The following is a 24,346-nucleotide window of genomic DNA, read 5'->3' as shown; positions in this document are numbered from 1 at the left end:
GCATTAAAGGGCCTTTAAGGGTCCCGTCAGCGTATCACGCCTGATACGCGCGGATGCAAGCATATCCGATCATCAGACGATTCCGGCGCCCAGACCGACGGTATTGCGCTCCTGCGCCTTGCGCTCGCGCCAGCCAAGCGTGCGGTACAGCGCAAGCGGGTCGATCGCACCACCGGCTTCGGCCCGCGCCAGCGCGACAATCGGCGCCACATCGGTATCATAGGCACGACGCAGCGCGCGGAAGGCGATGATCGCGTCGTTCGACTCCTGCGCCGCACGCAGCGCCTCGCGGTCGACCAGCAGCGCCTTGGCGAAGGAGCCGACGATCGCCTCGGCCGAACAGAGCATGCTTTCGATCGGGTCGGTCACATTGTGCGACTGGTCGATCATATAAGCCGGATCGAATCCGGTGCGCGGTTCGAGCGCCGCTTCGACCAGCTCGTTGAAGATCAGGAACAGCTGGTGCGGGTTGATCGCGCCGGCGTCGAGATCGTCATCGCCATATTTGCTGTCGTTGAAATGGAAGCCGCCGAGCTTGCCCGCCTTGTGCAGCCGCGCGACGATCTGTTCGATGTTCACATTGGGCGCGTGATGGCCGAGATCGATCAGGCACATCGCCTTGGGACCCAGTTCCTGCGCCGCCATCATCGACGATCCCCAGTCGGAAATGACGGTCGAGTAGAAGGCCGGTTCGAACAATTTATGTTCGAGCAGCATGCGCCAGTCGCCGGGCAGCGCGGCATAGACCTGCGCCGCCGCATCGAGATAGCGGTCGAGCGAGCGGCCGAGATGCTGCTGGCCGGGGAAGTTGGTGCCGTCGCCGACCCACACGGTCAGTGCGCGCGAGCCGAGCTGGCGGCCGATCTCGATGCATTCGATATTATGATCGATCGCCTGGGCGCGGACATCGGCATCGGTCGAGGACAGACTGCCGCTGCGATAGCTGTGCGCCTGGCCGGGCTGGTCCTGGAAGGTGTTCGAATTGACCGCATCGAAACCGAGGCCAAGGTTCGCCGCTTCCTCGCGCAGCGCGGCGTAGTCGCTGACCTTGTCCCATGGAAAATGCGGGCTGACGCGCGGTGTGACCTGGCCGAGCTGCTGGATCAGCCCGCAATCCTCGAGCTTCTCATGGATGTTGGTCGGCTCGCCGGGAATCGGGAATTTGGCGAAGCGCGTGCCGCCACGCCCGGCGCCCCAGCTCGGCACCGCGACGCTGAAGGTCGCGACCGCGCTCTTCACCTGTGCGATGTCGACGCCGCGACGCGCCAGCTGGCGATCCAGCGCGGCATAATCCTCCGCCAGCGCATCGATGCGCTCGGCATTATGGCTACCGATCTGGTCGAGCGTCAGCGCGGGGCCGTTCGCCATCCTGTATCTCCCTCAAATCATCACTTATTAGCGCGGAAAGGCCTGAGCGTTGCCGGCATCGACGTTGAGCAGATTACCGGTTGATTTCGCCGATGTCGCGGATGCGAAAAAGGCCACGGCTTCGGCGACATCGGCCGGCAGCACGTCGCGTTTGAGCATCGAGCGGTTGCGATAATGCGCCTCCAGCTCCTCGCCCGAATCGATGCCGTGCGCATCGGCGCGTTCCTGACGCCAGTCGCCGTCCCAGATGCGTGATCCCTTGATCACCGCGTCGGGATTGACCGTGTTGACGCGGATGCCGTGCGGCGCGCCCTCAAGCGCGAGGCAGCGCGCGAGATGCAGCGCCGCTGCCTTGGCCGAGGCATAGGCCGAAGCGTTGGTCGCCGGCGCGATGCCGTTCTTCGATCCGATGAACACGATCGATCCGCCGCCCGCCGCGCGCAGCAGCGGGAAGGCTTCGCGCGAGGTCAGGAAATAGCCCTGCGCCAGCACGTCGTAATTGCGGCTCCACATCTCGACGCTGGTATCCTCGATCGAGGCCGAGGATGCGATACCGGCATTGACGACCAGAATGTCGAGCCCGCCAAATTCTCGCGCGCAATCGGCGAAGGCGGCGGCGATCTGCGTTTCATCGGTGACGTCGCACAGCGAGGACCGCACCCGGTCGGCATCGAACTTGCGCTCAAGCGTCTCGCGTGCGCCGGCCAATGTCTGGGCATCGCGGTCGAGCAGCATCACGCACGCGCCGTCGGCGAGCAGCCGTTCCGCGCTGGCGATGCCGATGCCGCCCGCGCCGCCGGTGACCAGCGCGATCTTGCCTGCCAGCGACTTGGGCTTGGGCATGCGCTGCAGCTTGGCTTCTTCGAGCAGCCAATATTCGATGTCATAGGCTTCCTGCTCGGGCAGACCGAGATAGCCGCCGATCGCTTCGGCGCCGCGCATCACGTTGATCGCATTGCCGTAGAATTCACCCGCCAGCCGCGCGGTGGTCTTATCGGCGGCGAAGGTGATGCGGCCAATGCCGGGGATCAGCACGACCACCGGATTGGGGTCGCGCATCGCCGGATCGCCGGGATGGACGCAGCGCTGATAATAAGCGGCATAGCCCTCGCGGTATGCGCCGAGCTGGGCCGAGAGATAGGCATCGTCGTCGAGCTGCGCCGGATCGAGCACGAGCGGCGCGATCTTGGTGCGCAGGAAGTGATCGGGGCAGGAGGTGCCGACCGCCGCGAGCCGGGCGAAATCGGCCGACCCGGCGAACTGCAGCGACCCGGCATCGTCGGAGAAATGCCCAACCTTCGACTGCTCACCTGTCATCAGCCCGCGCAGCCGCGGCATCAGCCGCGCGGCGGCGGCCTTGCGGTCGGCGGCGGGGAGAGTCGGCGCGACCTCGCCGCCGAAATCGGGGCGCAGCGCCAGCTTCGTATTGAGATAGGCCGCGGCGTCGGCGATCAGGCCGATGGTGCGGTCGTAACAGTCGCGCGACGTATCGGCCCAGCAGATCAGGCCGTGCCCGGCGAGCACCACGCCGATGCAGCCGGGATTGGCGGCGACATGGTCGCGCAACCGCAGGCCAAGGTCGAAGCCCGGGCGCTTCCAGCCGAGCCAGCCGACCGCGCCCCCCAGATCTCCTGCACTGCAGCTTCGCCGTCCTTGGCGGCCGCCAGCGCAATGACAGAATCGGGATGGACATGGTCGACATGCGCGAAGGGCAGGAAAGCGTGAAGCGGCGTGTCGATCGATGCTGCGCGCGGATTGAGATTGAAGGTGCAGTGCGGCAGATAGCCGACCATCTCGTCTTCATGCTCGACCCCGCGATAGAGCCGCTCGAGACCGATCAGCTTGTCGAGATACAGCGTCGAAAAGCCGTTCAGCTTCATCGAGCCGATATCGCCGCCCGATCCCTTGACCCAAAGCACCTTCACCGTCTCGCCGGTCAGCGGGTCGGTCTCGTCCAGCTTGGCCGAGGTGTTGCCGCCACCAAAATTGGTGATGGTCAGGTCGCTGCCCAGCAGATTGGAGCGATAGAGCAGCAGATTTTCCGGCGACAGCACGGCTGCGGTCGGTTCCGACCAGAGATTGGCCGGGACGGCGAAGGCCAGACTTTCCGAACCGGCCTGCAATGATGATGTACGATCGGCCATCGGTCGAATCCCCTCATTCTCGTTTGACGGCGTTCTACAACAGGCTATGGTCGTAAACAATCAGGTTCGATAAAAAATGATCAGATTTAATCTAGGGCGGGGGTAGCAAGGCGTGCTGACGGTGGTGCTCGATGTCGGAAAGACGATGTCCAAGCTCACTTTGTGGGATGGCGGAACGTTGCTCGAGCGACGCACGCGCGCCAATGAGATCATTGCCGGACCGCATTATACCGCGCTCGATTCGAACGGAATCGAGGCGTGGATGGCGACGGTGCTGGCCGACTTCGCCGGGCTTGGCCGAATCGCCGCGATCGTGCCCGTCGCGCATGGCGCCGCGATCGCGATCCTGCGCAACGGGCAACTGGCCGTGCCGCCGATCGATTATGAGCAAAACCTGCCCGCCGAGCGTCGCGCGCGCTATGATGCGGGCCGTGACCCCTTTGCCGCGACGGGCTCGCCGTCGCTGCCGGCCGGGCTCAATATCGGCGCGCAACTCGATCTGCTCGACGATCTTTATCCGGCATTGCTGACGCGCGAGGCGACGATCCTGCCCTGGGCGCAATATTGGGCATGGCTGTTGTCGGGGGTCGCCGTGTCGGAGGTGACCAGCCTTGGCTGCCACAGCGATTTGTGGCGCCCGGCGGACGAGCGGCCGTCGGAGATGGCCGAGCGGCGCGGCTGGGCGGCGCTGTTCGCGCCGCTCGCCCGCGCCGGCGATGTGATCGGGACCATTTCCCCGGCGATGGCGGCGCGGACCGGATTGCCGGCGGATGTCCGCATCCATGCCGGGCTGCACGATTCGAACGCCGCGCTCCATGCCGCGCGCGCCTTTGCCGAGATTGGCGATCATGAGGCGACGATCCTGTCGACCGGGACCTGGTTCGTGGCGATGCGTTCGCCCGGCGCCGATGCGGTGGTCGAGATCGCCGACCTGCCCGAGGCACGCGATTGCCTGGTCAATGTCGATGTGCGCGGGTGCCTGGTACCCTCGTCGCGCTTCATGGGCGGGCGCGAGATCGAGTTGCTCAGCGGCATCGACACGCGCCGCGTCGACATCAAGCCCGATCAGCCGGCGCTGATCGCTGCGGTCGAACAGGTGGTGGCAGCGGGGGCGATGGCCTTGCCGTCGATGATGCCCGGGGTCGGCCCTTTCCCGTCCGGATCGGGCGAGTGGGTGGCGGAGCCCGAGGATGCCTATGCGGTGCGGGCCGCAGCATGCCTTTATGCGGCTTTGGTCGCCGACGCGTCGCTCGACCTGATCGGCTCGCGCGAGCGGCTGCTGATCGAGGGGCGCTTTGCCGAGGCGCAGGTGTTCGTGCGCGCGCTGGCGGCGTTGCGGCCCGACACCGCCATCTATACCGGAGTTGCGCATAACGACGTATCGTATGGTGCGCTCCGGCTGGTCGATGCGGCGCTGGCGCCGCCCGCGGCGTTGGACCGGGTTGCGCCGCTCGACGTGGATTTGACCGGCTATCGCCAGTTGTGGCGCCAACGCATTGCCGGGCTGGCGGTGGCGGCGTGAAGGCGGCGAACATCCTCGATTATCGCGCGCTGGCCCAGGCGCGGCTGCCGCGATTCCTGTTCGATTATATCGACGGCGGATCCTATGCGGAGACCACGCTGCGCCGGAACGTCACCGATCTCGAATCGATCGCGCTGCGTCAGCGTGTGCTGCGCGATGTCGGGTCGATCGACTTGTCGACCAGCCTGTTCGGCATGCGCCAGGCCATGCCGGTGGGGCTTGGACCAATCGGCCTGGCGGGGATGAATGCAAGGCGTGGCGAGACTCAGGCGGCGCGCGCCGCTGCCGCTGCGGGCATTCCCTTCACCTTGTCGACCGTGTCGGTTTGTACCGTCGCCGAAGTCGCGGCGGCCAGCCCGCAGCCCTTCTGGTTCCAGCTCTACATGATCCGCGACCGGGGCTTCATGCGCGAGCTGCTCGCATTGGCGCGCGAGACGGGGTGTACCGCTCTGGTGTTCACTGTCGACATGCCGGTGCCGGGCAGCCGCTATGGCGACCTGCGTTCGGGGCTTGCCGGCGCGCCGGGCTTGCGCGGCGGACTGCGGCGTTTCGGGCAGGCGGCGCTGCATCCGCGCTGGGCGTGGGATGTCGGCGTGTGCGGCCGGCCGCACGGGCTCGGCAATGTCGCCTCGGTACTGGCGGGCAAGACCGGGCTGGAGGATTTCTTCGCCTGGATGCGAGCCAATTTCGACCCGACCGTGACCTGGCGCGACCTCGACTTCATTCGCACCGAATGGACCGGTCCGCTGATCATCAAGGGCCTGCTCGACGTCGAGGATGCGCGCGAGGCGGCGACGCTCGGCGCGGACGGCATCGTCGTGTCGAACCATGGCGGGCGGCAGCTCGACGGCGTGCCGTCGACTGCGCACGCCTTGCCGGCGATCGCCGCGGCGGTCGGCGACCGGCTCACCGTGCTGGCCGATGGCGGCATCCGCTCGGGGCTCGACGTGGTGCGCATGCTCGCGCTCGGCGCGCGCGGCGTGCTGCTTGGTCGCGCCTGGGCCTATGCGCTGGCCGGTGACGGCGAGCGCGGCGTCGCGCATGTGCTGGAACTGATCGCCGCCGAGATGCGCGTGGCGATGGCGCTGACCGGGGTGACCGACGTGGCGGCGATCACGCCCGACATTCTCGTAAAAGACTGAACGGAGGGGATGATGGACGGAAACCCGTTGCTCGGCGTGTTGTTTCACTGGATCGGCGGCTTGTCCTCGGCCAGCTTCTACGTCCCCTACAAGCGTATCAAGGGCTGGTCGTGGGAGATTTTCTGGCTGACCGGCGGCGTGTTCAGCTGGCTGGTCATGCCCTGGCTGTTCGCCAGCCTGCAGACGCACGACCTGTTCGGCGTGATCGGCGCGGTGCCGAGGGAAACCTTGTTCTGGTGCTGGTTCTGGGGCGCGGGTTGGGGCCTGGGTGGCCTGACCTTCGGTCTCACCATGCGGTATCTCGGCCTGTCGCTCGGCATGGCGGTGGCGCTTGGGCTGACCACGGTGATCGGTACGCTCGGGCCGCCGATCTTTCGTGGGACATTGCCGGCGCTGGCCGCCACGACCAGCGGCCAGGTCACGCTGCTCGGCATCCTTGTGGCGGTGATCGGCATCCTCATCGTTGCGCGCGCCGGCCAGGCCAAGGAACGCGAAACGAGCGGTGAGACGGCAACCGTCGGCGTCGCCGAATTCAACCTCAAGCGCGGCCTTGCCATCGCCTTGTTCTCCGGCGTCATGTCGAGTTGCTTCGCCTTTGGCCTCGACGCCGGCCAGCCGATCCGTACGCTGACGCTGGCGGCGGGCACCGATCCGCTATGGCAGGGCCTGCCGGTGCTGTGCGTCGTGCTGCTCGGTGGCCTGAGCACCAACCTGATCTGGTGTGCGATCCTGATCCTGCGCAATGGCAGCGCGGGAGAATTTGTCGGCCGTGCCGCGAAGGTAGCACCGGCCACGGCAGTGCCGCTGCGCGCCAATTACCTGCTCGCTGCGCTGGGTGGGACGTTGTGGTACTTCCAGTTCTTCTTCTACACGATGGGCGAAAGCCAGATGGGGCGCTTCGGCTTCTCGTCCTGGACGCTGCATATGGCGAGCATCATCCTGTTCTCGACCCTGTGGGGCTTCGCCTTGCGCGAATGGGCCTCGGCGAGCGGGGGCACACGCAATCTCGTGCGGCTCGGCATTGCGATCCTGATCGCCTCGACGATGATCATCGGGGTGGGCAACGCGCTGGCCAAGTGAAAGCGAGGGAGCCGATTCGCATGCGTTCATGCTGTAAATCGGCCGAATTTTTTCCGATGCTGTTAAGTTGGATTTTCGGCCAAAATTACGGACCGATTTTCAACAGCTTGAACCCGGTCCGTGCTGTTATTCAATAACAGCATCGGAACAGCGCAGAACAGCATCGACGATTGCTGTTCTGCGCCGGAACAGCAGGCGCGGAACCAGTCCTTGTTTTCCAACAATGCGAAAGAGCGGGGCGGGATGTCGTGACGTCCTGTCCGGCTCGACGCTGCCATGATTGGCAGGGAAGTTGAATCGGGCTGATCCACCTTGAGAGTCATGTCGATGATCACGTTGACAGCCAAGGCTGCTTCCCGACTGGGTCCCGGCCTTCGCCGGGGAGCAGCTTGTTCTTCTAAAAACCGACCAGGGCGTGGATCACGCCGGGTGATACCTCGTTCCAGCCGCGTGGCGCGGCTTGGGTAATCGCACCGCGCTGGATCGCGGCGGGATTGGCAACGCGGGCACGCACGCGGCCGGCGCTGATCGACAGCTCCAGGACATTCGCCGCGCCGCCGAGCGCCGCGACCCATGCTGCGTTCGGTTCAGCAGGTAACGGTTCGGCCATCGCCGGCGCTGCGACTGGCGGGGCCCCGTGCGACAACGCGCGCATCTCGCCCGCGACGCGGTCGGCGATCGGGCCGAGCACGACTTGCAGTGCGTTACCGCCGGGCCGGACCACGCCGCGCGCGCCCAGCGCCTTGAGCGCCGCTTCATCGACCTGCGCCGGATCGACCAGCTTCAGCCTCAGCCTGGTGGTGCAGGCATCGATCGACACCAGATTGGACGATCCCCCCAGCGCGCGAACGATCCCCGCCGCCTGATCGTCCGACGATGACGATGCGGTGGCGACGGTGGCCGGCTCGGTCTCGCGGCCCGGCGTCTTCAAGTTGAAGCGCCGGATGCAGTAGCGGAACGCGAAATAGTAGATCGCGAAATAGGCTGCACCGACCGGGAACAGCATCAGCGGCCGCGTCGCCAGACCATAGTTGAGCACATAGTCGAACAGCCCGGCGGAAAAGCCGAAGCCGAGCCGGACGCCGAGCGCATCCATTACCACCATCGCTATCCCGGTCAGCACGGCGTGCAGGACGTAAAGCAGGGGCGCGAGGAACATGAAGGTGAATTCGATCGGCTCGGTCACGCCGGTCAGCAGCGAGGTCAGCGCGAGGCTGAGCAGCATGCCGCCGACTGCCTTGCGCCGGTCGGGCAAGGCCGAGCGGTACATGGCGAGGCATGCGGCGGGCAGGCCGAACATCATGACCGGGAAATGGCCGCTCATGAACGCGCCCGCGCTGGGGTCGCGAGCGAAGAAGCGATTCAGGTCGCCGGTCGCGCCATGATAATCGCCGATGATGAACCAGGCGATATTGTTGAGGATATGGTGCAGCCCGGTGACGATCAGCAGCCGGTTGAGCGTGCCATAGACGAACAGCCCGATCGGCCCGGCGCTGACCACCCAGCGGCTGAGCGCGTCGATCGCGCCTTCGAGGATCGGAAAGCCAAGCCCGAAGACCGCAGCACCGATCAGCCCGGCGAACCCGGCGGCGATCGGCACGAAGCGGCGGCCGCCGAAAAAGGCAAGATAATCGGGCAGCTTGATCCCGGAATAGCGGTTGTAGAGCCAGCCCGAGACGAGCCCGGACAGGATGCCGGCGGGGACGCTGAGCTTGGCCAGCTCCTTGGTCTTCCACGCCGCGGTGGCGAGATCGCGGGTCGCCTGTTCGGCGAATGCCGCCGTCACTTCGGGCGGCACGGTGAGCAGCACTTTGCCGCCCTCGACCGTGACGAGGAAAGCGACCGCCCCGGCCAGGCCCGCCGCACCGTTATTCTCGCGTGCCAGCCCGACCGCGACGCCGATCGCGAAGAGCAGCCCGAGATTGGCGAAGATCGCTTGGCCTGCTGCTGCGATGAAGGCGATGTCGAGCATGTCGGACTGGCCGAGGCGGAGCAGCAGCCCCGCCACCGGCAGCACGGCGATCGGCAGCATCAGCGCGCGGCCGAGCGGCTGGAGACGGTCGAGACCGAGGCGCATCAGGCGGTCCTTTGCAGCAATGATCGGACATCCGCGGCAGTCGCTGCGGCGAGCGCTCGCTCGGCGAGTGCCTCGCAATCGCCCAGGGTAAGCTGCCGCACCACCGCCTTGAGCGCGGGGATGGCGGCGGGCGTGGCCGACAATTCGGTCACGCCGAGCCCGATCAGGATCGGTGCGGCAAGCGGATCGGAGGCGATACCGCCGCACACGCCGAGCCAGCGGCCATGCGCGCGCGCGCCCTCGGCAGCGCGCGCGATCAGGTGCAGCACGGCGGGGTGCAGCGCATCGACTTTCGCCGCGACTGCCGGATTGCCGCGATCGGCGGCGAGCGCATATTGCGTCAGGTCGTTGCTGCCGATCGACAGGAAATCGGCCTCACGCGCCAGGCTCGCGGCAAGCATCGCCGCAGCGGGGGTTTCGACCATCACGCCAAGCGGCACCGGCGTGTCGATGCCAAGCGCGGCGCGCGCTTCGTCGAGGATCACGCGCGCCGCGGCGAGTTCGCCGGCATCGATCACCATCGGCAGCATGATGCGGCACTGCGCCGCCGGCACTCCGGCAAGGATCGCGCGGAACTGCTGTGCGAGCAGATCGGGCCGGGCGAGCGAGAAACGGATGCCACGCGCGCCGAGCGCCGGGTTATCCTCACGCGGAAAGGGCAGATAGGCGACCGGCTTGTCGCCGCCGATATCGAGCGTGCGCACGATCAGCGGGCGACCGCCAAGGCCCGCCGCGACCGCGGCATAGGCCATGCGCTGTTCCTCCTCGTCCGGCGCGGAGTCGCGGTCGAGGAAGAGGAATTCAGTACGCAACAGCCCACAGCCTTCAGCGCCGAGCGCAACGGCGCGCCCCGCCTCGGCAGCATTGGCGAGGTTGGCGACGATCTCGATCCGCGTACCATCGGCCATCACGCACAGGTCGAGCGCGGCGGCTGCCTCGGCTGCGACACGGGTGGTGCGCTCCGTCAGCCGCGCGGTGGCCGTGTCGATCGTGGCCGTGTCGGGCGCGGGGTCGAGCGTGGCGCGATCGGCATCGAGCACGACCCGTTGTCCATCACCCAGTTCGAGGATCGCCGGACCGGCGGCGACGAGCATCGGCAGGCCGGCAGAGGCGGCAAGGATCGAAGCATGTGCGGTCGGGCCGCCGAACGCCGTGCAGATGCCTGCGATCCCGGCCTCGGCCAGCGGCGAGAAGTGCGAGGGCAGCAATTCGTCGGCGATCAGGATCGCACCCTTGGGCGGGGTCGGCAGTGTCGCCTCGGTCCCGGTGAGTAGGGCGATGACCTGGCGTTCGATATCCTTGAGATCGGCGATGCGCTCGATCAACAACCGGTCACCGGTGGCGCGGATTGCCTCGGCATGACCACGGATCGCGCTGCGCCAGGCAAAGGCGGCACTCTTGCCCCGTACGATCAGGGCCTGGGCCGCACTGAGCAATTCCGGGTCCTCGATCAGCGCACGATGCGCAGCGGCGATGTCGGCACCCGCACCGGCAGTCCCACCGGCGGCGGTAAGCAGCGTCGTGCGCGCGGCGTCCAGCGCTGCGGTCTCGGCCGGGATGCCGGCGCCTTGCTCGCTCACGGAGACATCGCCGGGGCGGAACTGAAAGATCGGGCCGATGGCGAGGCCAGGCGCGGCGCGAACGGCGTGGATCAGGCCATCGCCCGATATGGCGGCAGCGGGAGCGGTGGCCGGGGCGGGGGCGTGCGCCTCTTCGCCCATGCCTTCTTCGATCAGCCTGGCGACCGTGGCGATCGCGGCGCGCGCGTCCGGGCCGCGCGCGCCGATGGCGATTTCGTCGTCGTGCCGGATGCCGGCCGACAGCAGGGCGACGATGCTGCGTGCATTGGCCGGGCGGTTATGCGCAATGATCGTCACCGCCGCCGTAAAGGGTTTCAGCGCGGCGACGATCCGCGCGGCGGGGCGGGCATGGATGCCGTTGGCGAGCGGCACGCGGATCGTGCAATGCGCGGTGTCCTCGCCGAGGTCGGCGGTAGCTGCATTGCTCGCGACTGGCGCGATCTCGGCGATCGGATCTCCGGTCGTCACGCTTGCATCGATCGTCAGCAAGGTCACCGCATAGCCGTCGCTGGTCACTGTTACCGGCGTGATCAGGCTCTTCGCCTGCGCCGCGACAGGATCGAGATCGACCAGCAGCAAAGGCTGGCCGAGCGTCACTTGCTCCCCGTCACGCACTTGCGCGGTAAAGCCGCTCCCGGCCAGTGCGACGGTGTCCAGGCCGACATGGATCAGCAGCTCGGCATCATTGGCGAGGCGAAGCGTCACCGAATGCCGGGTCGGTGCGACCGCGATGACGGTCGCGTCGCACGGCGCGCGGACCATATTGTCGAGCGGATCGATCGCGAAGCCGTCGCCCATCATGCGATCGGCAAAGACCGGGTCGGGCACCTGGTCGAGCGGCAATGCCCAGCCGGTCATGGGCGCGTGCAGCCGGACGATCATGGCGCCGTCACGAGTTGCACTGCGCCGATCGCCCAGAGCGGATTCACGCCCCTGGCAGTATAGGTGATGCACAGGTCATGCGCGCCGCTCATTGGTTTGAGGGAGGCGGTCAGCCGCGTCACGCCGGGCCGCCGCGCGGCGGGTGCGAGCGGAAGCACGGCAAGCTTCGGTCCTTCGCAGCCATCACGGATTTCGACTTCGCCGGCGGGCGTGGCAGGGGTGCGGAAACGGATCTTGTCCACGTCATGGCCGATCTGGAAGTTGAACGGCATCTGCCCGACGTCGATCGTGATCGATCGCACCCCGTCCATTGGTGCTGCCTGGTAGATCCAGCACGGATTGCCGATATCGGTGAGGAACGCCGCGCGCGGGCCCTTTGCCGGCGCGTCGTCGGCCAGGCGCAGCGCGATCCCCGTGGTGCAGAGCTTGAGCTCGGTATCGTCGCGGCGGCGGACTGTCGCGGCAGTGACGTTGAGGTCGATCGCACCGGGTTGGGCGGCACCGTCGAGAATGCTTGCGACGCGCAACCGAGTCGGCATCGTCAGAGTGAGCGGCGCACTGTAGAGCGGCGAAGCGCCGCCGGGCGCGGTACCGTCGATGGTGTAGCGCAGTGGCAGGCCCGCCTGGCCGGACAGGATCACCTTTGCCTTGGCGCCGTCGGGTGAGAGCGTCGTGACCGGGCGGAACACGGCCGCGCCCGGCTCGACTCCAAGTTTCGACAGCCGCGCCATTTGCGGCGCGAGGCGGCGGATGAAGTCGCTGAAATCGCTCGGCGCTTTCGACCAGCCGAGTTCGGCGATCGCCGCGCCGCGCGGGAAGATCGCCGCCGCGGCGGCTTCTTCGGTGCGGGCATGCTCAGTCCATAAATTGCCCTGCACGCCGAGGATATGGCGTTGCTGCTCGGCCGGGATCGAGGCGGGGGCAGGGTCGAACGCATAGACCTGAGCAAGCGTGATCAGCTCGCCGCGCCCGGTTCCTTCGGCGGCGGTCACACCCTGGCGGTGATTGAGATAAAGGATCGGCGCCGGCGACAGCACTGCGTCATGCCCGGCCTTGGCAGCGGCGACTGCGCCGTCGATGCCGCGCCATGACATCACTGTTGCATCGGGCGTGATGCCGCCGTCGAGAATCTCGTCCCAGCCGATCAGCCGCCGGTCATGCGCGGCAAGATAGCGGCCGATGCGCTGGATGAACCAGCTCTGCAGCTTGTCCTCGCTGCCGATGCCGAGCGATTTCATCTGTGCCTGGATTTTGGGCGAGGCCTTCCACTGGTCCTTCACCGCCTCGTCGCCGCCGACATGGATGTAACGCGACGGGAACAGCGCCATGACCTCGTCAAGCACGTCCTGCAGGAAAGTGAAGGTCGGCTCGTCGGTATTGTAGAGCCAGGGGAAGACGCCCCAGTCGCTCTCCACGCCCCTGGGCAAGGGCACGCCCATGCCGAGACGGGGATAGGCGCGGATCGCGCTCAGCGCATGACCGGGCATTTCGATCTCCGGCACCACGGTGATGCCCCGCTTGCCGGCATAGGCGACGATCTCGCGGATCTGCTCTTGCGTGTAGAAGCCGCCGGTGCGCGGCAGCGGCGGTGCGCCGGGCGCGGTCGCTGGCAGGCGCCAGGCGCTGACCCCGGTCAGCCGGGGATATTTCCTGATCTCGATGCGCCAGCCCTGGTCGTCGACCAGATGCCAGTGAAAGGTGTTGAGCTTGTTCGCCGCCATCGCGTCGAGCAGGCGCTTGACGAATTCGGGCGACTGGAAGTGCCGCGCACTGTCGAGCATCAGACCGCGCCAGCGGAAGCGTGGGCCATCGGCGATGGTGACGGCGGGAATGAAGGTACCGCCCGTGCCGGGGCGGGCGAGCTGCCACAATGTCACCGCGCCGTAGAGCAGGCCGGCATCGTCGCTCGCACGGATTGTGGCGCCGCTGGATGAGGTTGTGAGGCGATAGCCTTCGGCAGCGATGCCAGGGACGCGTTCGAAACGGATCGTGCCGTGGGGCTTGATGCTGAGGTTTGGCCCGCCGGTGCGTGGCAGCAATTCCGCCAGACGATCAGCGGCATTGCGCGCGCCATCGTCTCCAGCCGGAATGGCGATGCCGCTGATCGCGGTCAGCGTGAACCCGCCTTCAGCGCTGGTCAGCGATTGCGGTGCGGGCAGCAATGCTACCGGTTGAGCGGTCGCCGGAACGACCGATTGCGCGGCGACCGGGGTGGTGCATAAAAAACTCCCGACAATCGCCGGGAGAGTCGGGAGGAACTGGATCATGCGCGGCACGGGCGGCCCTCGATCTGCGTCAAAAGACAATGGCGGCGGACCGGCACGGCGCCGGCCCGCCTGGTTGGTCAGAACTTGAAGCGTGCGCCAAAGTAGAACTGACGTCCATTGTCGTAGATATTGCGCACCCGATCCCGCGTGCCGGAATATTGGATGATCCTCCGGTTGGTCAGGTTCACCGCATCCGCCGTCAGCGTGACATTCTTGGTCACGTTGAAGCCAAGCGACGCGTCGAGCGAGGACAGGGATGCCTGGTTGAGCGGTGCCGAGCGGTCGATATCGATGAAGAAGGCCGAGCGGTAGGTATAGGAGAGCCGCGCGGTGACCAGGTCGTTCTCATAATAGCCGGTCAGGTTGTACGAGTGCTTGCTGTTGCCGGGGATCGGACCGCCATCGTTCGCCTTGGCGTCCGAATAGGTATAGTTGGCGATCGCACCGAACCCGCCCCAGATCGGACGCGAAACCTGGAATTCGAAGCCCTGGTTGCGGCCACCGTCGCCATTGGAGCGGCGGTTGATCGAGAAGGGGCAGTTGAACAGATTCGGATTGCCGCCCCCTGCCGGGACGCACGATGCCGGCTGAGTGCCTGGCACGAACGTGCCGGGCAGGATTTCGACCGATGACCGGTTGACGATGTACGACTGGATATCCTTGTAGAACACCGCCAGCGCGACGATCGTCTCGGCATCGGGGTACCATTCGAGCGATACGTCATACTGGTTGGCGCGGTACGGTTTCAGGTTCGGGTTTCCGCCCTGACCGGTCAGCAGCGTGCCGTTGAGATCGACGCCCGGGGTGATGTCGACGAAATCGGGCCGGGTGACGGTCTTGCCCGCGGCGAAGCGCAGCACGAATTTGGGCGACAGGTCGACCGACAGGTTCGCGCTCGGCAGTACGTCGGTATAGGACCGGTCCGAGGTGGTCGGGGTATAGCCACCGAACGGATTGGTGAACTGCGGATTGGCACCGCCGATCAGGCTGCCGGTCGAGGTCTGGTCGGTCTTGACGACGCGGACGCCGACATTGGCACGCCAGCCCTCGCCACCGAATTTCGCCAGGGCATAACCGCCATAGGTTTTTTCGTTGATCGAATAGGTATTGCCGGGAACCACGAACTTCGCGGTCAGTGCCGCTGCCTGTGACCCATAGATCTGGCCGAGCTTGGCCGGATCGACGGTCCAGTAATTGTTCAGCGCTCCGGGGGTGTCGAGGCCGTCCAGGAAGTCGTCCGGCGTACCATGGCCGCTCGCGAAGCTGGCAGCGGTGCACGGTGCACCGCCGCAGATCAGGCCAGGGGTAAGCACGCCGCCATTGGTTGCCAGGCGCAGCGCGGTGCGGTCGTGATTGGTATATTTGATACCGACCTTGAGCGCGCTCAACGGGCCCCAGTCGACCTCATGTTCGAGGTCGAGATAGGCGTATTTCTCTTCATCCTCATTGGTGACCGACTGGATACGCGAGAAGTCGATCAGCATGTTCGCCGGCGAGGTCGGGTTGGGCGAGGTGAACTTCACCTGCGGCGCCTTGCCGCGCAGATCATAGCTGAACGAACCGGTGCCCGCCGTTTCGAGGAAATTCTCGTTCGATGTCGCGCCGGTCGCCTTGGTCCAGCCGGCCTTGAAATGCACGGTCAGCTGATCGGTCGGCTTGTATTTGAGGTCGAGATCGGCGGAATAGGTTTCGGCATAGGCCTGGCGGTCGATCGCGTCATAGACCACGGCGCGGGCGCCGCTGCCGGCATTGTTGCTCGAGGTGACGGTGCCGGCGACGGCGACGCCGTTGACGATCGTCGGGTTGGTGACCGTTCCGCCGCTGCCGAGCGCGCGTTCCGGCCAGGCGAGATAATTCAGGTTCAAATTGTCCGCGTTGAAGCGCGAATAGAGTCCGGTGACATTGATTTCGAGTTCATCCGACGGACGGAACTGGATGCCGATATTGCCGCCGTACCGTTCGCGATTCTGCTTGAACAGCGCCGAGCCGATCAGCGTCGGGAACAAGGCGGTCTGGCCACCGCCGACCGAGAAGGGGGTGTAGCCGAAGACTTCGATGCCGTCGCGGCGCGTCTGGCGCTTCTGATAGATGCCGCCGATCAAGATACCGAATGTCTCATCGGCATTCTTCCAGCTGAACAATCCCGAGATCTGTGGGTCGACCTTGCCCGACAGGTCGGAATAGACGCCCTGCACGGATGCCGAGACGGTCAGCGGCTTGAGGTCGAGCGGGTTGCGCGTATGGACGTTGATCGTCCCGCCGACGCCGCCTTCTTCCACGTCCGCCTGCGGGCTCTTGTAGACTTCGAGCTGACCGACGATTTCCGCGGGCAGCGTCAGATAGTTGAAGCTGCGGGTCGAGGCGACCTGATCGAGGATGAACCAGTCGGCAGTCGCGATCGAATGGCCATTGACCAGGGTCTTGGTGAGATTGGGCGCAGTGCCGCGCAGCGACACGCGCTCGCCTTCGCCGAATTCGCGGTTGACGACGATGCCGGGGAGGCGCTGCAGCGCCTCGGCGACATTCTTGTCGGGGAATTTGCCGATATCTTCCGCGGTCAGCACGTCGGAAATGACGCTCGATTCGCGCTTTGCGTTGATCGATGCCTGGACCGACCCGCGGATGCCGGTGACGATGATGTCGTCCTCGGCGCCCGGCTCAGCCGGTGCGGCCTGAACGGTGCCCGATGGCGCGCTGCTGATTGGTGTGTCGGCGGTCTTCGCATGGGCGGATGCGGCCAATGCGAACGTGCTCACTGATGCTGCCAGAAGTCGTATAACGGTCATTGCCGATCTCCCCATGCCCTTGCCCTGATTCGGTCTGACGGTGCCAATTGACTACCAATGCCAGACCAATTCGCAGAACATGTTTCATACCAATGACAGCGTCAAGCATCTTTTTTACCGAACGATATCCAAAATGGTCATTTTATTGTGGAAACTGGTATTTAATTGGTCTTATAAGGATGCATGCCGGCGACACAGGGTGCCGGGAGGCGGGCCAGAGAGTGGGGATGCTTAGCTTATGAATCTGGCCGAAAAGATCGGCGTGCTGGACGACAGCGTCCGTGCCCCGCTCTACCAGCAAATGCAGGATGCGTTGCGTCGCGGGATCGAGGCGGGCGCGCTCAAGCCGCAGGAAGCGTTGCCGCCCGAGCGCGACATCGCGACCGAATTCGGCATCTCGCGAATCACCGTACGCAAGGCGATCGACGGACTGGTCGCAGACGGCATGCTGACTCGCCGCCAAGGTGCGGGCACCTTTGTCGGCGGGCGGGTGGAGAAGCAATTTTCCAAGCTCACCTCTTTTTCCGAGGATATGGCGGCGCGCGGCCGTACCGCGCGAAGCGAATGGATCGCACAGACCGAGGGCGCGGTGAATTCGGACGAGTCGTTGACGCTTGGGCTCAGCCCGGGATCGCGCGTGTTCCGCTTCCACCGCATCCGCTACGCCGATGAACAACCGATGGCGCTGGAATATTCGACCATACCGGGCTTTGGCCTGCCCGGGCTCGATGTGGTCGGCGTGTCGCTCTACGCCGCGCTTGAAGCCGCCGGGCATCGCCCGGTCCGCGCGCTGCAGCGCCTGCGTGCGGTGCTGTTCAATGCCGAACAGGCAAAGCTGCTCGATATCCAGGCCGGCGCGCCGGGGCTGTTCATCGAGCGGCGCGGTTTCCTCGAGGATGGACGCGCGATCGAGACCACGCATAGCTGGTATCGCGGCGATGCCTATGATTTCGTCGCGGAGTTGAATGCACTGGCATGACGATCCTTCCCGAATCGACATTGATGTTCGCCGAAGCCGCCGAGGCGAGCGCAGTGGTGGCGCGCCAGCGCGGCGCCAATGCGGCGGTGATCGCCGCGCTGGCGACCCGGCTCCGCACCGCGCCGCCCCGTTCGGTATCGACCTGCGCGCGCGGCAGTTCCGACCATGCGGCGACCTTCGCCAAATATCTCATCGAAACGGTGGTCGGCGTGCCGGTGACTTCGGCGGCGCCGTCGATCAGCTCGGTCTATCACGCGCAACAGCAGCTCGACGACACGCTGCTGCTCGCCATCTCGCAATCCGGACGCAGCCCGGACCTGCTCAGCGTGGTCGAGGCCGGGCGCGCGGGCGGTGCGTATCTGGCGGCGATGGTCAACGACGCCACTTCACCGCTCGCCGAGCTGGCCGATGCACCCTTGCCGCTGCAGGCCGGGCCGGAGCGCAGCGTGGCGGCCACCAAAAGCTATATTGCCGCCCTGGCCGCGATCCTCGATCTGGTCTCGGCCTGGGCCGAGGATGCCGAATTGTCGGCCGCGCTCGACGCCGCGCCGGCATTGCTTGCACAGTCCTGGGGGGCGGACTGGACTCCGCTGGTCGCAGGACTGGCCGACTCGCGCGGACTTTATGTGATCGGGCGCGGACTCGGACTCGGCATCGCGCAGGAAGCGGCGCTCAAGTTCAAGGAAACCTGCGGCCTGCATGCCGAGGCATTCAGCGCGGCCGAGGTGCGGCATGGGCCGATGGCGCTGGTTGGCCCCGATTTCCCGCTACTTGTGTTTCGCCAGGGCGACGAGACCGGCGAAGGTGTCGATGCGCTGGTCGCCGAAGCGGTGTCACGCGGCGGCACGGTATTCTGTACCGGGGTCGAGATCGCTGGGGCAGTTACCCTGCCCTCGGTCGCGGCGCCGCCGGCGATCCAGCCGATGCTGCAGATCCAGTCCTTCTACCGCGCGGTGAACGCGCTGTCCGTCCGGCGCGGCCATGATCCGGATCGCCCGCCCAATCTCCGCAAAGTGACCGAAACCGTCTGATGCCGATTGCCTTCTTCAACTGCAGCACCCTGATCGACGATATGCTGGTCGCCGGCCTGGCGGTGATCGTCGAGGGCGCGCACATCGTCGCCATTGTCCCGGAAGGCGATATACCGGCCTTTGCCGAGCGTCGCGATCTGGACGGGGCGGTTCTCGCGCCGGGCTTTATCGATACGCAGGTCAATGGCGGCGGCGGCGTGCTGTTCAACGATGCGCCGACGGTCGAGACGATCGCGACGATTGGCGCGGCGCACCGTCGCTACGGCACCACCGGATTCCTGCCGACATTGATCAGCGACGATCTCGCCACGGTGCGCGAAGGCGTGCGCGCAGTCGATGCGGCGATCGAGGCGGGCGTGCCCGGCGTGCTCGGCATTCATATCGAGGGCCCGTTCCTCAATATCGACCGCAAGGGCATCCATGACCCCGGCAAGATCATCGTCCTGGATGAAGCAGGATTTGCCAGCGTCACCGGGCTGACGCGCGGCCGGACATTGGTCACGCTGGCGCCCGAAAAGACCTTGCCGGAAACGATCGCGCGGCTCGTTGCGGCGGGGGTGATCGTCGCGGCCGGCCATACCGACGGCAGCTATGACGATATCCGCGCCGCGCTCGACCATGGGCTGACCGGCTTCACCCATTTGTTCAACGCGATGTCGCCGCTGACCTCGCGCGAGCCCGGCGCGGTCGGTGCGGCGCTCGACGATGCCGGGTCGTGGTGCGGGCTGATCGTCGATGGGCGGCATGTCCATCCGGCGACGATGCGCGTCGCACTGCGCGCCAAGCAGGACCGCATCATGCTGGTGACCGACGCGATGCCCAGCGTCGGGCAGGCCGACAAGAGCTTCATCCTGCAGGGCCACCGCGTCGAGGTGATCGACGGCGTCTGCGTCAATGACGACGGCACCCTGGCCGGATCGGACCTCGATATGGCGCAGGCGGTGCGCAACACGCGCGACATGATTGGCACGACCTTGGCCGAGGCGCTGGTCATGGCGAGCCGCAATCCGGCCGATTTCCTGGGGCTGGCGGCAAGCCATGGGCGGATCGGCGTCGGCGCGCGTGCCGACCTGGTTGTGCTGAGCGAGGATGGTCTGCCCCTCGCGACCTGGATCGGCGGGCGGTGAGCGTCATGTCGCCGGCATAGCCAAATCGTTCATCGACGTCGTGTGCGGCGGCGCCTGACCAGCCAGTATATCCCGCCGGCCAGACTCGCCAGCATCAGCATCAGCAGCAGCCATGGTGCCGCCCGCTTGATCCTGGGCAAAGCGGTATGGCGGAAAGCATTGTCGTTGATCTGCTGGTTTGCGGTGTAGCCGGCCGGCATCGGCAGGACCTGGTCGCGCGCGGCAAAGGCGCGGTAATCGGACTGCATCGCCTGGAATCGCGCCGGGTCGATCCGGGCGAGATCGCGCGTTTCGCCCGGGTCGTGCAGGATATCGAACAATTGCCAGTGCCCGTCGCCGCTCGGCGGCAGGTTGCGGACGAGCTTGTAGTCGCCGCGGAACAGCGCGGCATTACCCGACAATTCATAACCGAGCGGCTGGTCGCGCGCAGGTCCTGCCTCTCCCGCCAGCACCGGCATGAGGCTGGTACCCGTCATCGGCTCGACCGTGCGGCCGTGATAGCGCGGACCTTGAGGGGCGAGACCGGCAAGCGCGAGCAGGGTCGGCGGCAGATCGGTGACATAGGCGAAGCTGCCGGCGATCCGGCCCGGCTTGATCGTCGGATTGCCCGGCCAGGCGATGATCAGCGGCACGCGCAGCCCGCCTTCATAAGCCGTGAATTTATACCCGTTGAGTGGCGCCGCCGCCGCACTGGCCCAGCTCGCGCCGATATAGGTCATCGTACCGCGCTGCCCGGCATGCGCTGGGTCGAAGTCGTAATAGGTACCGAGCACCAGCCGGTTGAGCAGCCGGTTGCGCGGATCGGTCGGTTCAGGACCATTGTCCGACAGGAAGACGAAAATCGTATTGTCATACTCCCCGGTCGCCTTCAGGTGCGCGACCAGTCGCCCGATCTCGTGATCCGCCGCTTCGGCCATCGCACCATAGGCGGCCATGGCATGGGCCTGGGCGGCGCGATCGGCCGGCGTCAGGGCGTTCCAGTCCTTCGTATCGGGCATGGTCGCCATCGGCGCCGTGGGCAAGATGCCGAGATCGATCGCGCGTTGGCGCCGCGCTGCGCGCACGATGCTCCAGCCGCCACGATAGGCCTCGGCATAGCGCGCGATATAGGCGTCGGGCGCCTGGACCGGAATATGGTTGGCGAGGAAGTTGATCGAGGCGAAGAACGGCCTGCCCGTGGCGCGGCCGCCATCGATATAGTCGATCGCCTTGTCGACGATGAAGGTCGAGGAATAATAGCCCCTGGGCAATGCGGCGGGCACGCCATTTTCGGTCCAGTCGGCCTTGTCGTACAGGCCGTGGATCGGCTTGTCCTCGAAATTGTCCGCGCCCGCATCGGCCAGCGCGAACGCGCGGTCATAGCCGCGCGCATGCGGCAATTTGGCCGGTGTCCGGCCGAGATGCCATTTGCCGGTGAAATAGGTGCGGTAATCCGCGTCGCGGAGCAATTGTGCGATCGTTACCACCCGGCCGTTGAGCACAGTATCATATCCGGGCTTGCCGACATGGGCGGGCGGGATGGTCTCGGGCATATTGCCGAGGCCGGCGCGGTGATTGCCGACCCCGGTCTGCAGCATCGCGCGCGTGGGCGAGCAGGATCCGGCGACATGGAAATTGCTGAACCGCACGCCTTTCGCGGCGAGTCCGTCGATATTGGGGGTGCGGATCTCGCTGCCGAAGCTGCCGACATCGCTGAAACCCCAGTCGTCGGCGAGCAGCAGGACGATATTGGGGCGCTTCTGCAGGGCTGACGCGGAGGGCGGGGCCGATGCGGGCGCCGGGGCTGGTGCGGTCGCCGTCAGGCTCATGGCGACGATCGCGGGCAGGATGACGCCGCGCTTCACAGCAGAGGCTTCTCGGTCATCGCCGTGCCGCCCGCGGGTAGACTGAACATCATGCCATCCTCACCGATCATGATCGGACCGCTATAGTGACGATGTGCGTCGCCGAGAAAGGCGGGGTAGGCAAAGCGCATCGGCATTGGCGGGACGATATGGTTGAGCGCCAGAGCCCTGACTCCGGCCAGCCGTGCGGCGTCGGCCGCTTGCTCCGGCGTGGTATGATAATTGAGGATGTCGCGCGTGACCTGCGCAGTGTTCTTGATCCCCCGCGCTTCGAACGCAGCGGTGAGCTTCTTCACCAGCATCGGCTGCAGCGCTTCGTGGACGAGCAGGTCGGCGCCCCGCGCGGCGGTGACAAGCGACGGCGAGAAGGCGGTGTCGCCGCTCAGCACGACCGAACGGCCCTTATAATCGAACCGATAACCGACCGCGGGGGAGATCGGCGCGTGATTGACGCGAAACGCCGTGATGCGAAGTCCGGCATCGTCGAGGATGACCAGACCCGTGCCCGCCGCCGGCAGGACAAACGGGAAGGCAATGGCACCGGCGCCGGAGGGCGGCATGATCGCGGCCCCGTGATGCGCGGTGCGATAGCCATTATCGGCGGCATGAGCCTGATTGAACCCCGCGACCACCGCTTCGACGCCGGGCGGCCCGCTGACCGGCAGGGGCGAGGTTGAGGGCGTCCCGGCCCAACGCAGCAGCATCAACGGGCCGAGGCCGTCGATATGATCGGAATGATAATGGGTCAGGAACAGGCGCTCGATCCGGCCAACCGGCAGGCCCATCAGCATCAGGTTGCGCGCGCCGCCTTCGCCCGCATCGACGACGAAGATCCGCATGCCGGCAATGACCATGGTGCATGGCCCGGCGCGGCTCGGATCCGGAAAGGGCGACCCCGTGCCGCACAGCGCCACATGCAGGCCATCGGGCAAGCCGGCGGTGGCATCGCGCCCGACGCGCTGATCGACCGTCCGCTCGAGCAGCGCGGTCGCGAGTGGTATCTGGAACAGCTTTACCGACATGCCGGCGATAAGCAGGATGGCGGCAAGCGCGATCAACGCCGTTGTGCGCTTTTTCATCCCGCTCTCCCCCATTTTGTCCTAGACTTAGCATGAGGCAATAAATCGGCACTAGCAATGCCATAATATCGCAAGCCTTTGGAGATGATGGGATGAAGCAGGCAATTCGCGCGGCCGTGATGCTGGTCGGGCTGTTCAACCTGGTGCTGGGCTTCGCCTTTCTGATCAGGCCGGCGGAAATGGCGGCAAAATTCTTCATCGTTCCACAGGGAATCCAGGGGCTTGCGACGATCCGTGCCGATTTCGCCGCGCTGTTCGTGACCGGCGGGCTGTTCGCGCTCTATGGTGCGTGGAATCGCCGCGCCGCGCCGCTGGCGGTGCCGATCATCCTGCTCGCGATCGCGCTGACCGGGCGCTGCATCACGCTCATCGTCGACGGAGTCGTCCCGACCAGCTTCACGCCGATGATGGTCGAGGCGGTAATGATCGCCGTACTGATCCTGGGCACGCGCGCGTTCGCCACGCGGCAATGGGGCCGATAGGAGGGGCTCGATAGGAGAGGAAAGTGGGGGGCTTCTGTTGCCCGGTGCCCCCCGTACCGCTGGTTTCCGCTTCTGTTGCCCGGTGCGGTCCCAACCGCGCTTTCGTCCTTAGTAACTTAGACCGTTAGGCCTTGGAGTTACGCGGCAATCGCGAGTGCTTCGTTATCGTTAGCACTTGTGGTTTTGAGCCTTGAACGGGTTACTCAGCCCGGGCAAAAACAGCGCCTTTGAACACACGTCGATCCTGCTTCGGCCCCGTCATGACCGGTCCTGAAAGGGCCGGTTGTGGTGGAGCCGCCGGGTACTGCCCCCGGGTCCGTTGCGTCTATTATGCGCCGCAATTTATCACCATAGTCTCCGGCGAACCTTCGACACGGCCAATATAGGGCATTAGAATCCAATGAAAAGCCCGACTGGGCCTTTCGCTCGCCACAAATCGGGTGCATGGACTATAGTATCATGTTGACTCAGCGTTCCCGTTACGCGCTTCGCGCCATGCTCTTCCTCGCTGAAGCCCCCGCCGGAGGGCCGCCGATCCCGATGAACCGGATCGCGGTCGCGGCGAATGTGCCGCGCAAGTTCCTCGAGCTGATCCTCGCCGACCTGCGCGAAGCGGGCTTTCTGCACAGCCATCGCGGCAAGATGGGCGGATATTGCCTGTCGCGTCCGACGCATCTGATCTCGCTCGGCGAAATCATTCGCGTGATCGAAGGGCCGCTCGCGCTCGTGCCGTGCGTCAGTCGCACCGCGTATCGCCCATGCAAGGACTGCAAGGACGAAACGAGCTGCGCGATCCGTATCGCCATGGCGCGCGTGCGCGACGAAACCGCGCGCATCCTCGACGGCACCAGCCTGGCCGATGCCGTCGCTGAGGACCTCGCGGCGGCCTGAGGCCGTATATCAAATGTCAGCTTCTTCTACTCCCCTCCCTTTATGGGAGGGGCCAGGGGAGGGTT

The 24,346-nt window shown here is 65.9% G+C and carries 17 protein-coding genes, 1 other RNA gene and 1 pseudogene; 8 read left to right on the top strand and 11 right to left on the bottom strand.

Going from position 1 to position 24,346, the window contains the following annotated elements:
* Nucleotides 1-72 precede the first annotated feature (72 nt).
* From H3Z74_RS19545 to H3Z74_RS24900, 3 genes and pseudogenes are all read right to left on the bottom strand, one after another.
* Entirely contained in the window at nt 73-1,368 is a 1,296-nt protein-coding gene (locus H3Z74_RS19545) for a TIM barrel protein (RefSeq protein ID WP_187761205.1), read from the bottom strand.
* Nucleotides 1,369-1,395: 27 nt separating this feature from the next.
* A complete protein-coding gene (locus tag H3Z74_RS19540; RefSeq protein ID WP_229727101.1) occupies nt 1,396-2,994 on the bottom strand; it encodes a bifunctional rhamnulose-1-phosphate aldolase/short-chain dehydrogenase in 1,599 nt (532 codons plus the stop codon).
* Between the two features lie 83 nt (nt 2,995-3,077).
* A pseudogene (locus tag H3Z74_RS24900) lies at nt 3,078-3,512 on the bottom strand (bifunctional rhamnulose-1-phosphate aldolase/short-chain dehydrogenase); the annotation flags it as partial.
* Nucleotides 3,513-3,624: 112 nt separating this feature from the next.
* On the opposite strand from H3Z74_RS24900, the gene H3Z74_RS19535 reads away from it, so the two are divergent.
* Genes H3Z74_RS19535 through rhaT form a run of 3 tightly spaced genes read left to right on the top strand, consistent with a single transcriptional unit; the run spans nt 3,625 to nt 7,256 of the window.
* On the top strand, nt 3,625-5,034 hold the full coding sequence (locus H3Z74_RS19535) for an FGGY-family carbohydrate kinase (RefSeq protein WP_229726690.1): 1,410 nt from the start codon (nt 3,625-3,627) through the stop codon (nt 5,032-5,034).
* Nucleotides 5,031-6,176, top strand: a complete 1,146-nt coding sequence (gene lldD / locus H3Z74_RS19530) for an FMN-dependent L-lactate dehydrogenase LldD (RefSeq protein ID WP_187761204.1) — start codon at nt 5,031-5,033, stop codon at nt 6,174-6,176. The genes H3Z74_RS19535 and lldD overlap by 4 nt, the downstream gene beginning before the upstream one ends.
* A gap of 12 nt (nt 6,177-6,188) precedes the next feature.
* Nucleotides 6,189-7,256: an L-rhamnose/proton symporter RhaT gene (gene rhaT, locus H3Z74_RS19525; RefSeq protein WP_187761203.1), complete on the top strand. Its 1,068-nt coding sequence runs from the start codon at nt 6,189-6,191 to the stop codon at nt 7,254-7,256.
* 62 nt (nt 7,257-7,318) lie between these two features.
* Here rhaT and H3Z74_RS19520 read toward each other — a convergent pair whose 3' ends face one another.
* From H3Z74_RS19520 to H3Z74_RS19500, 5 genes are all read right to left on the bottom strand, one after another.
* Complete coding sequence (locus H3Z74_RS19520; protein WP_187761202.1) at nt 7,319-7,603, bottom strand: hypothetical protein; 285 nt, start codon at nt 7,601-7,603, stop codon at nt 7,319-7,321.
* 50 nt (nt 7,604-7,653) lie between these two features.
* A complete protein-coding gene (gene nagE, locus H3Z74_RS19515) occupies nt 7,654-9,333 on the bottom strand; it encodes an N-acetylglucosamine-specific PTS transporter subunit IIBC (protein ID WP_187761201.1) in 1,680 nt (559 codons plus the stop codon).
* On the bottom strand, nt 9,333-11,795 hold the full coding sequence (gene ptsP, locus H3Z74_RS19510) for a phosphoenolpyruvate--protein phosphotransferase (protein WP_187761200.1): 2,463 nt from the start codon (nt 11,793-11,795) through the stop codon (nt 9,333-9,335). The genes nagE and ptsP overlap by 1 nt, the downstream gene beginning before the upstream one ends.
* Nucleotides 11,792-14,062, bottom strand: a complete 2,271-nt coding sequence (locus tag H3Z74_RS19505; protein ID WP_187761199.1) for a beta-N-acetylhexosaminidase — start codon at nt 14,060-14,062, stop codon at nt 11,792-11,794. The genes ptsP and H3Z74_RS19505 overlap by 4 nt, the downstream gene beginning before the upstream one ends.
* Nucleotides 14,063-14,139: 77 nt before the next feature.
* The gene (locus H3Z74_RS19500) at nt 14,140-16,818 is read right to left on the bottom strand and encodes a TonB-dependent receptor (protein WP_229726689.1); all 2,679 of its coding nucleotides are present in this window, start codon (nt 16,816-16,818) and stop codon (nt 14,140-14,142) included.
* Between the two features lie 268 nt (nt 16,819-17,086).
* Between H3Z74_RS19500 and H3Z74_RS19495 the strand changes: the two genes are divergently transcribed.
* From H3Z74_RS19495 to nagA, 3 genes are read left to right on the top strand one after another with little or no spacing between them, the layout of a single operon-like run.
* A complete protein-coding gene (locus H3Z74_RS19495) occupies nt 17,087-17,827 on the top strand; it encodes a GntR family transcriptional regulator (RefSeq protein ID WP_187761197.1) in 741 nt (246 codons plus the stop codon).
* Nucleotides 17,824-18,858 (top strand): SIS domain-containing protein, encoded by a 1,035-nt coding sequence (locus H3Z74_RS19490; RefSeq protein ID WP_229726688.1) that lies wholly within the window; start codon nt 17,824-17,826, stop codon nt 18,856-18,858. The genes H3Z74_RS19495 and H3Z74_RS19490 overlap by 4 nt, the downstream gene beginning before the upstream one ends.
* Complete coding sequence (nagA, locus tag H3Z74_RS19485) at nt 18,858-19,985, top strand: N-acetylglucosamine-6-phosphate deacetylase (RefSeq protein ID WP_187761196.1); 1,128 nt, start codon at nt 18,858-18,860, stop codon at nt 19,983-19,985. The genes H3Z74_RS19490 and nagA overlap by 1 nt, the downstream gene beginning before the upstream one ends.
* 29 nt (nt 19,986-20,014) lie before the next feature.
* Here the strand turns inward: nagA and H3Z74_RS19480 are convergent, their stop codons facing one another.
* Nucleotides 20,015-21,829, bottom strand: coding sequence for an arylsulfatase (locus H3Z74_RS19480; protein WP_229726687.1), 1,815 nt, complete (start codon nt 21,827-21,829; stop codon nt 20,015-20,017).
* Nucleotides 21,826-22,908, bottom strand: a complete 1,083-nt coding sequence (locus H3Z74_RS19475) for an MBL fold metallo-hydrolase (protein ID WP_187761195.1) — start codon at nt 22,906-22,908, stop codon at nt 21,826-21,828. The genes H3Z74_RS19480 and H3Z74_RS19475 overlap by 4 nt, the downstream gene beginning before the upstream one ends.
* A 92-nt stretch (nt 22,909-23,000) precedes the next feature.
* Here H3Z74_RS19475 and H3Z74_RS19470 point away from each other — a divergent pair, with 92 nt between their 5' ends.
* The gene (locus tag H3Z74_RS19470; RefSeq protein WP_187761194.1) at nt 23,001-23,390 is read left to right on the top strand and encodes a DUF4345 family protein; all 390 of its coding nucleotides are present in this window, start codon (nt 23,001-23,003) and stop codon (nt 23,388-23,390) included.
* Between the two features lie 61 nt (nt 23,391-23,451).
* Here H3Z74_RS19470 and ssrA read toward each other — a convergent pair.
* Nucleotides 23,452-23,801: a transfer-messenger RNA gene (gene ssrA / locus H3Z74_RS19465) on the bottom strand.
* Between the two features lie 48 nt (nt 23,802-23,849).
* Here ssrA and H3Z74_RS19460 point away from each other — a divergent pair.
* A complete protein-coding gene (locus H3Z74_RS19460; RefSeq protein ID WP_034160182.1) occupies nt 23,850-24,281 on the top strand; it encodes an RrF2 family transcriptional regulator in 432 nt (143 codons plus the stop codon).
* The last annotated feature ends 65 nt before the right edge of the window (nt 24,282-24,346 follow it).

It is taken from the genome of Sphingomonas alpina, assembly GCF_014490665.1.
In the GTDB taxonomy this organism is placed as follows: Bacteria; Pseudomonadota; Alphaproteobacteria; order Sphingomonadales; family Sphingomonadaceae; genus Sphingomonas; species Sphingomonas alpina.
The sequence above is the reverse complement of the archived record's forward strand: the minus strand, read 5'-3'. Positions and strand labels throughout refer to the sequence as shown.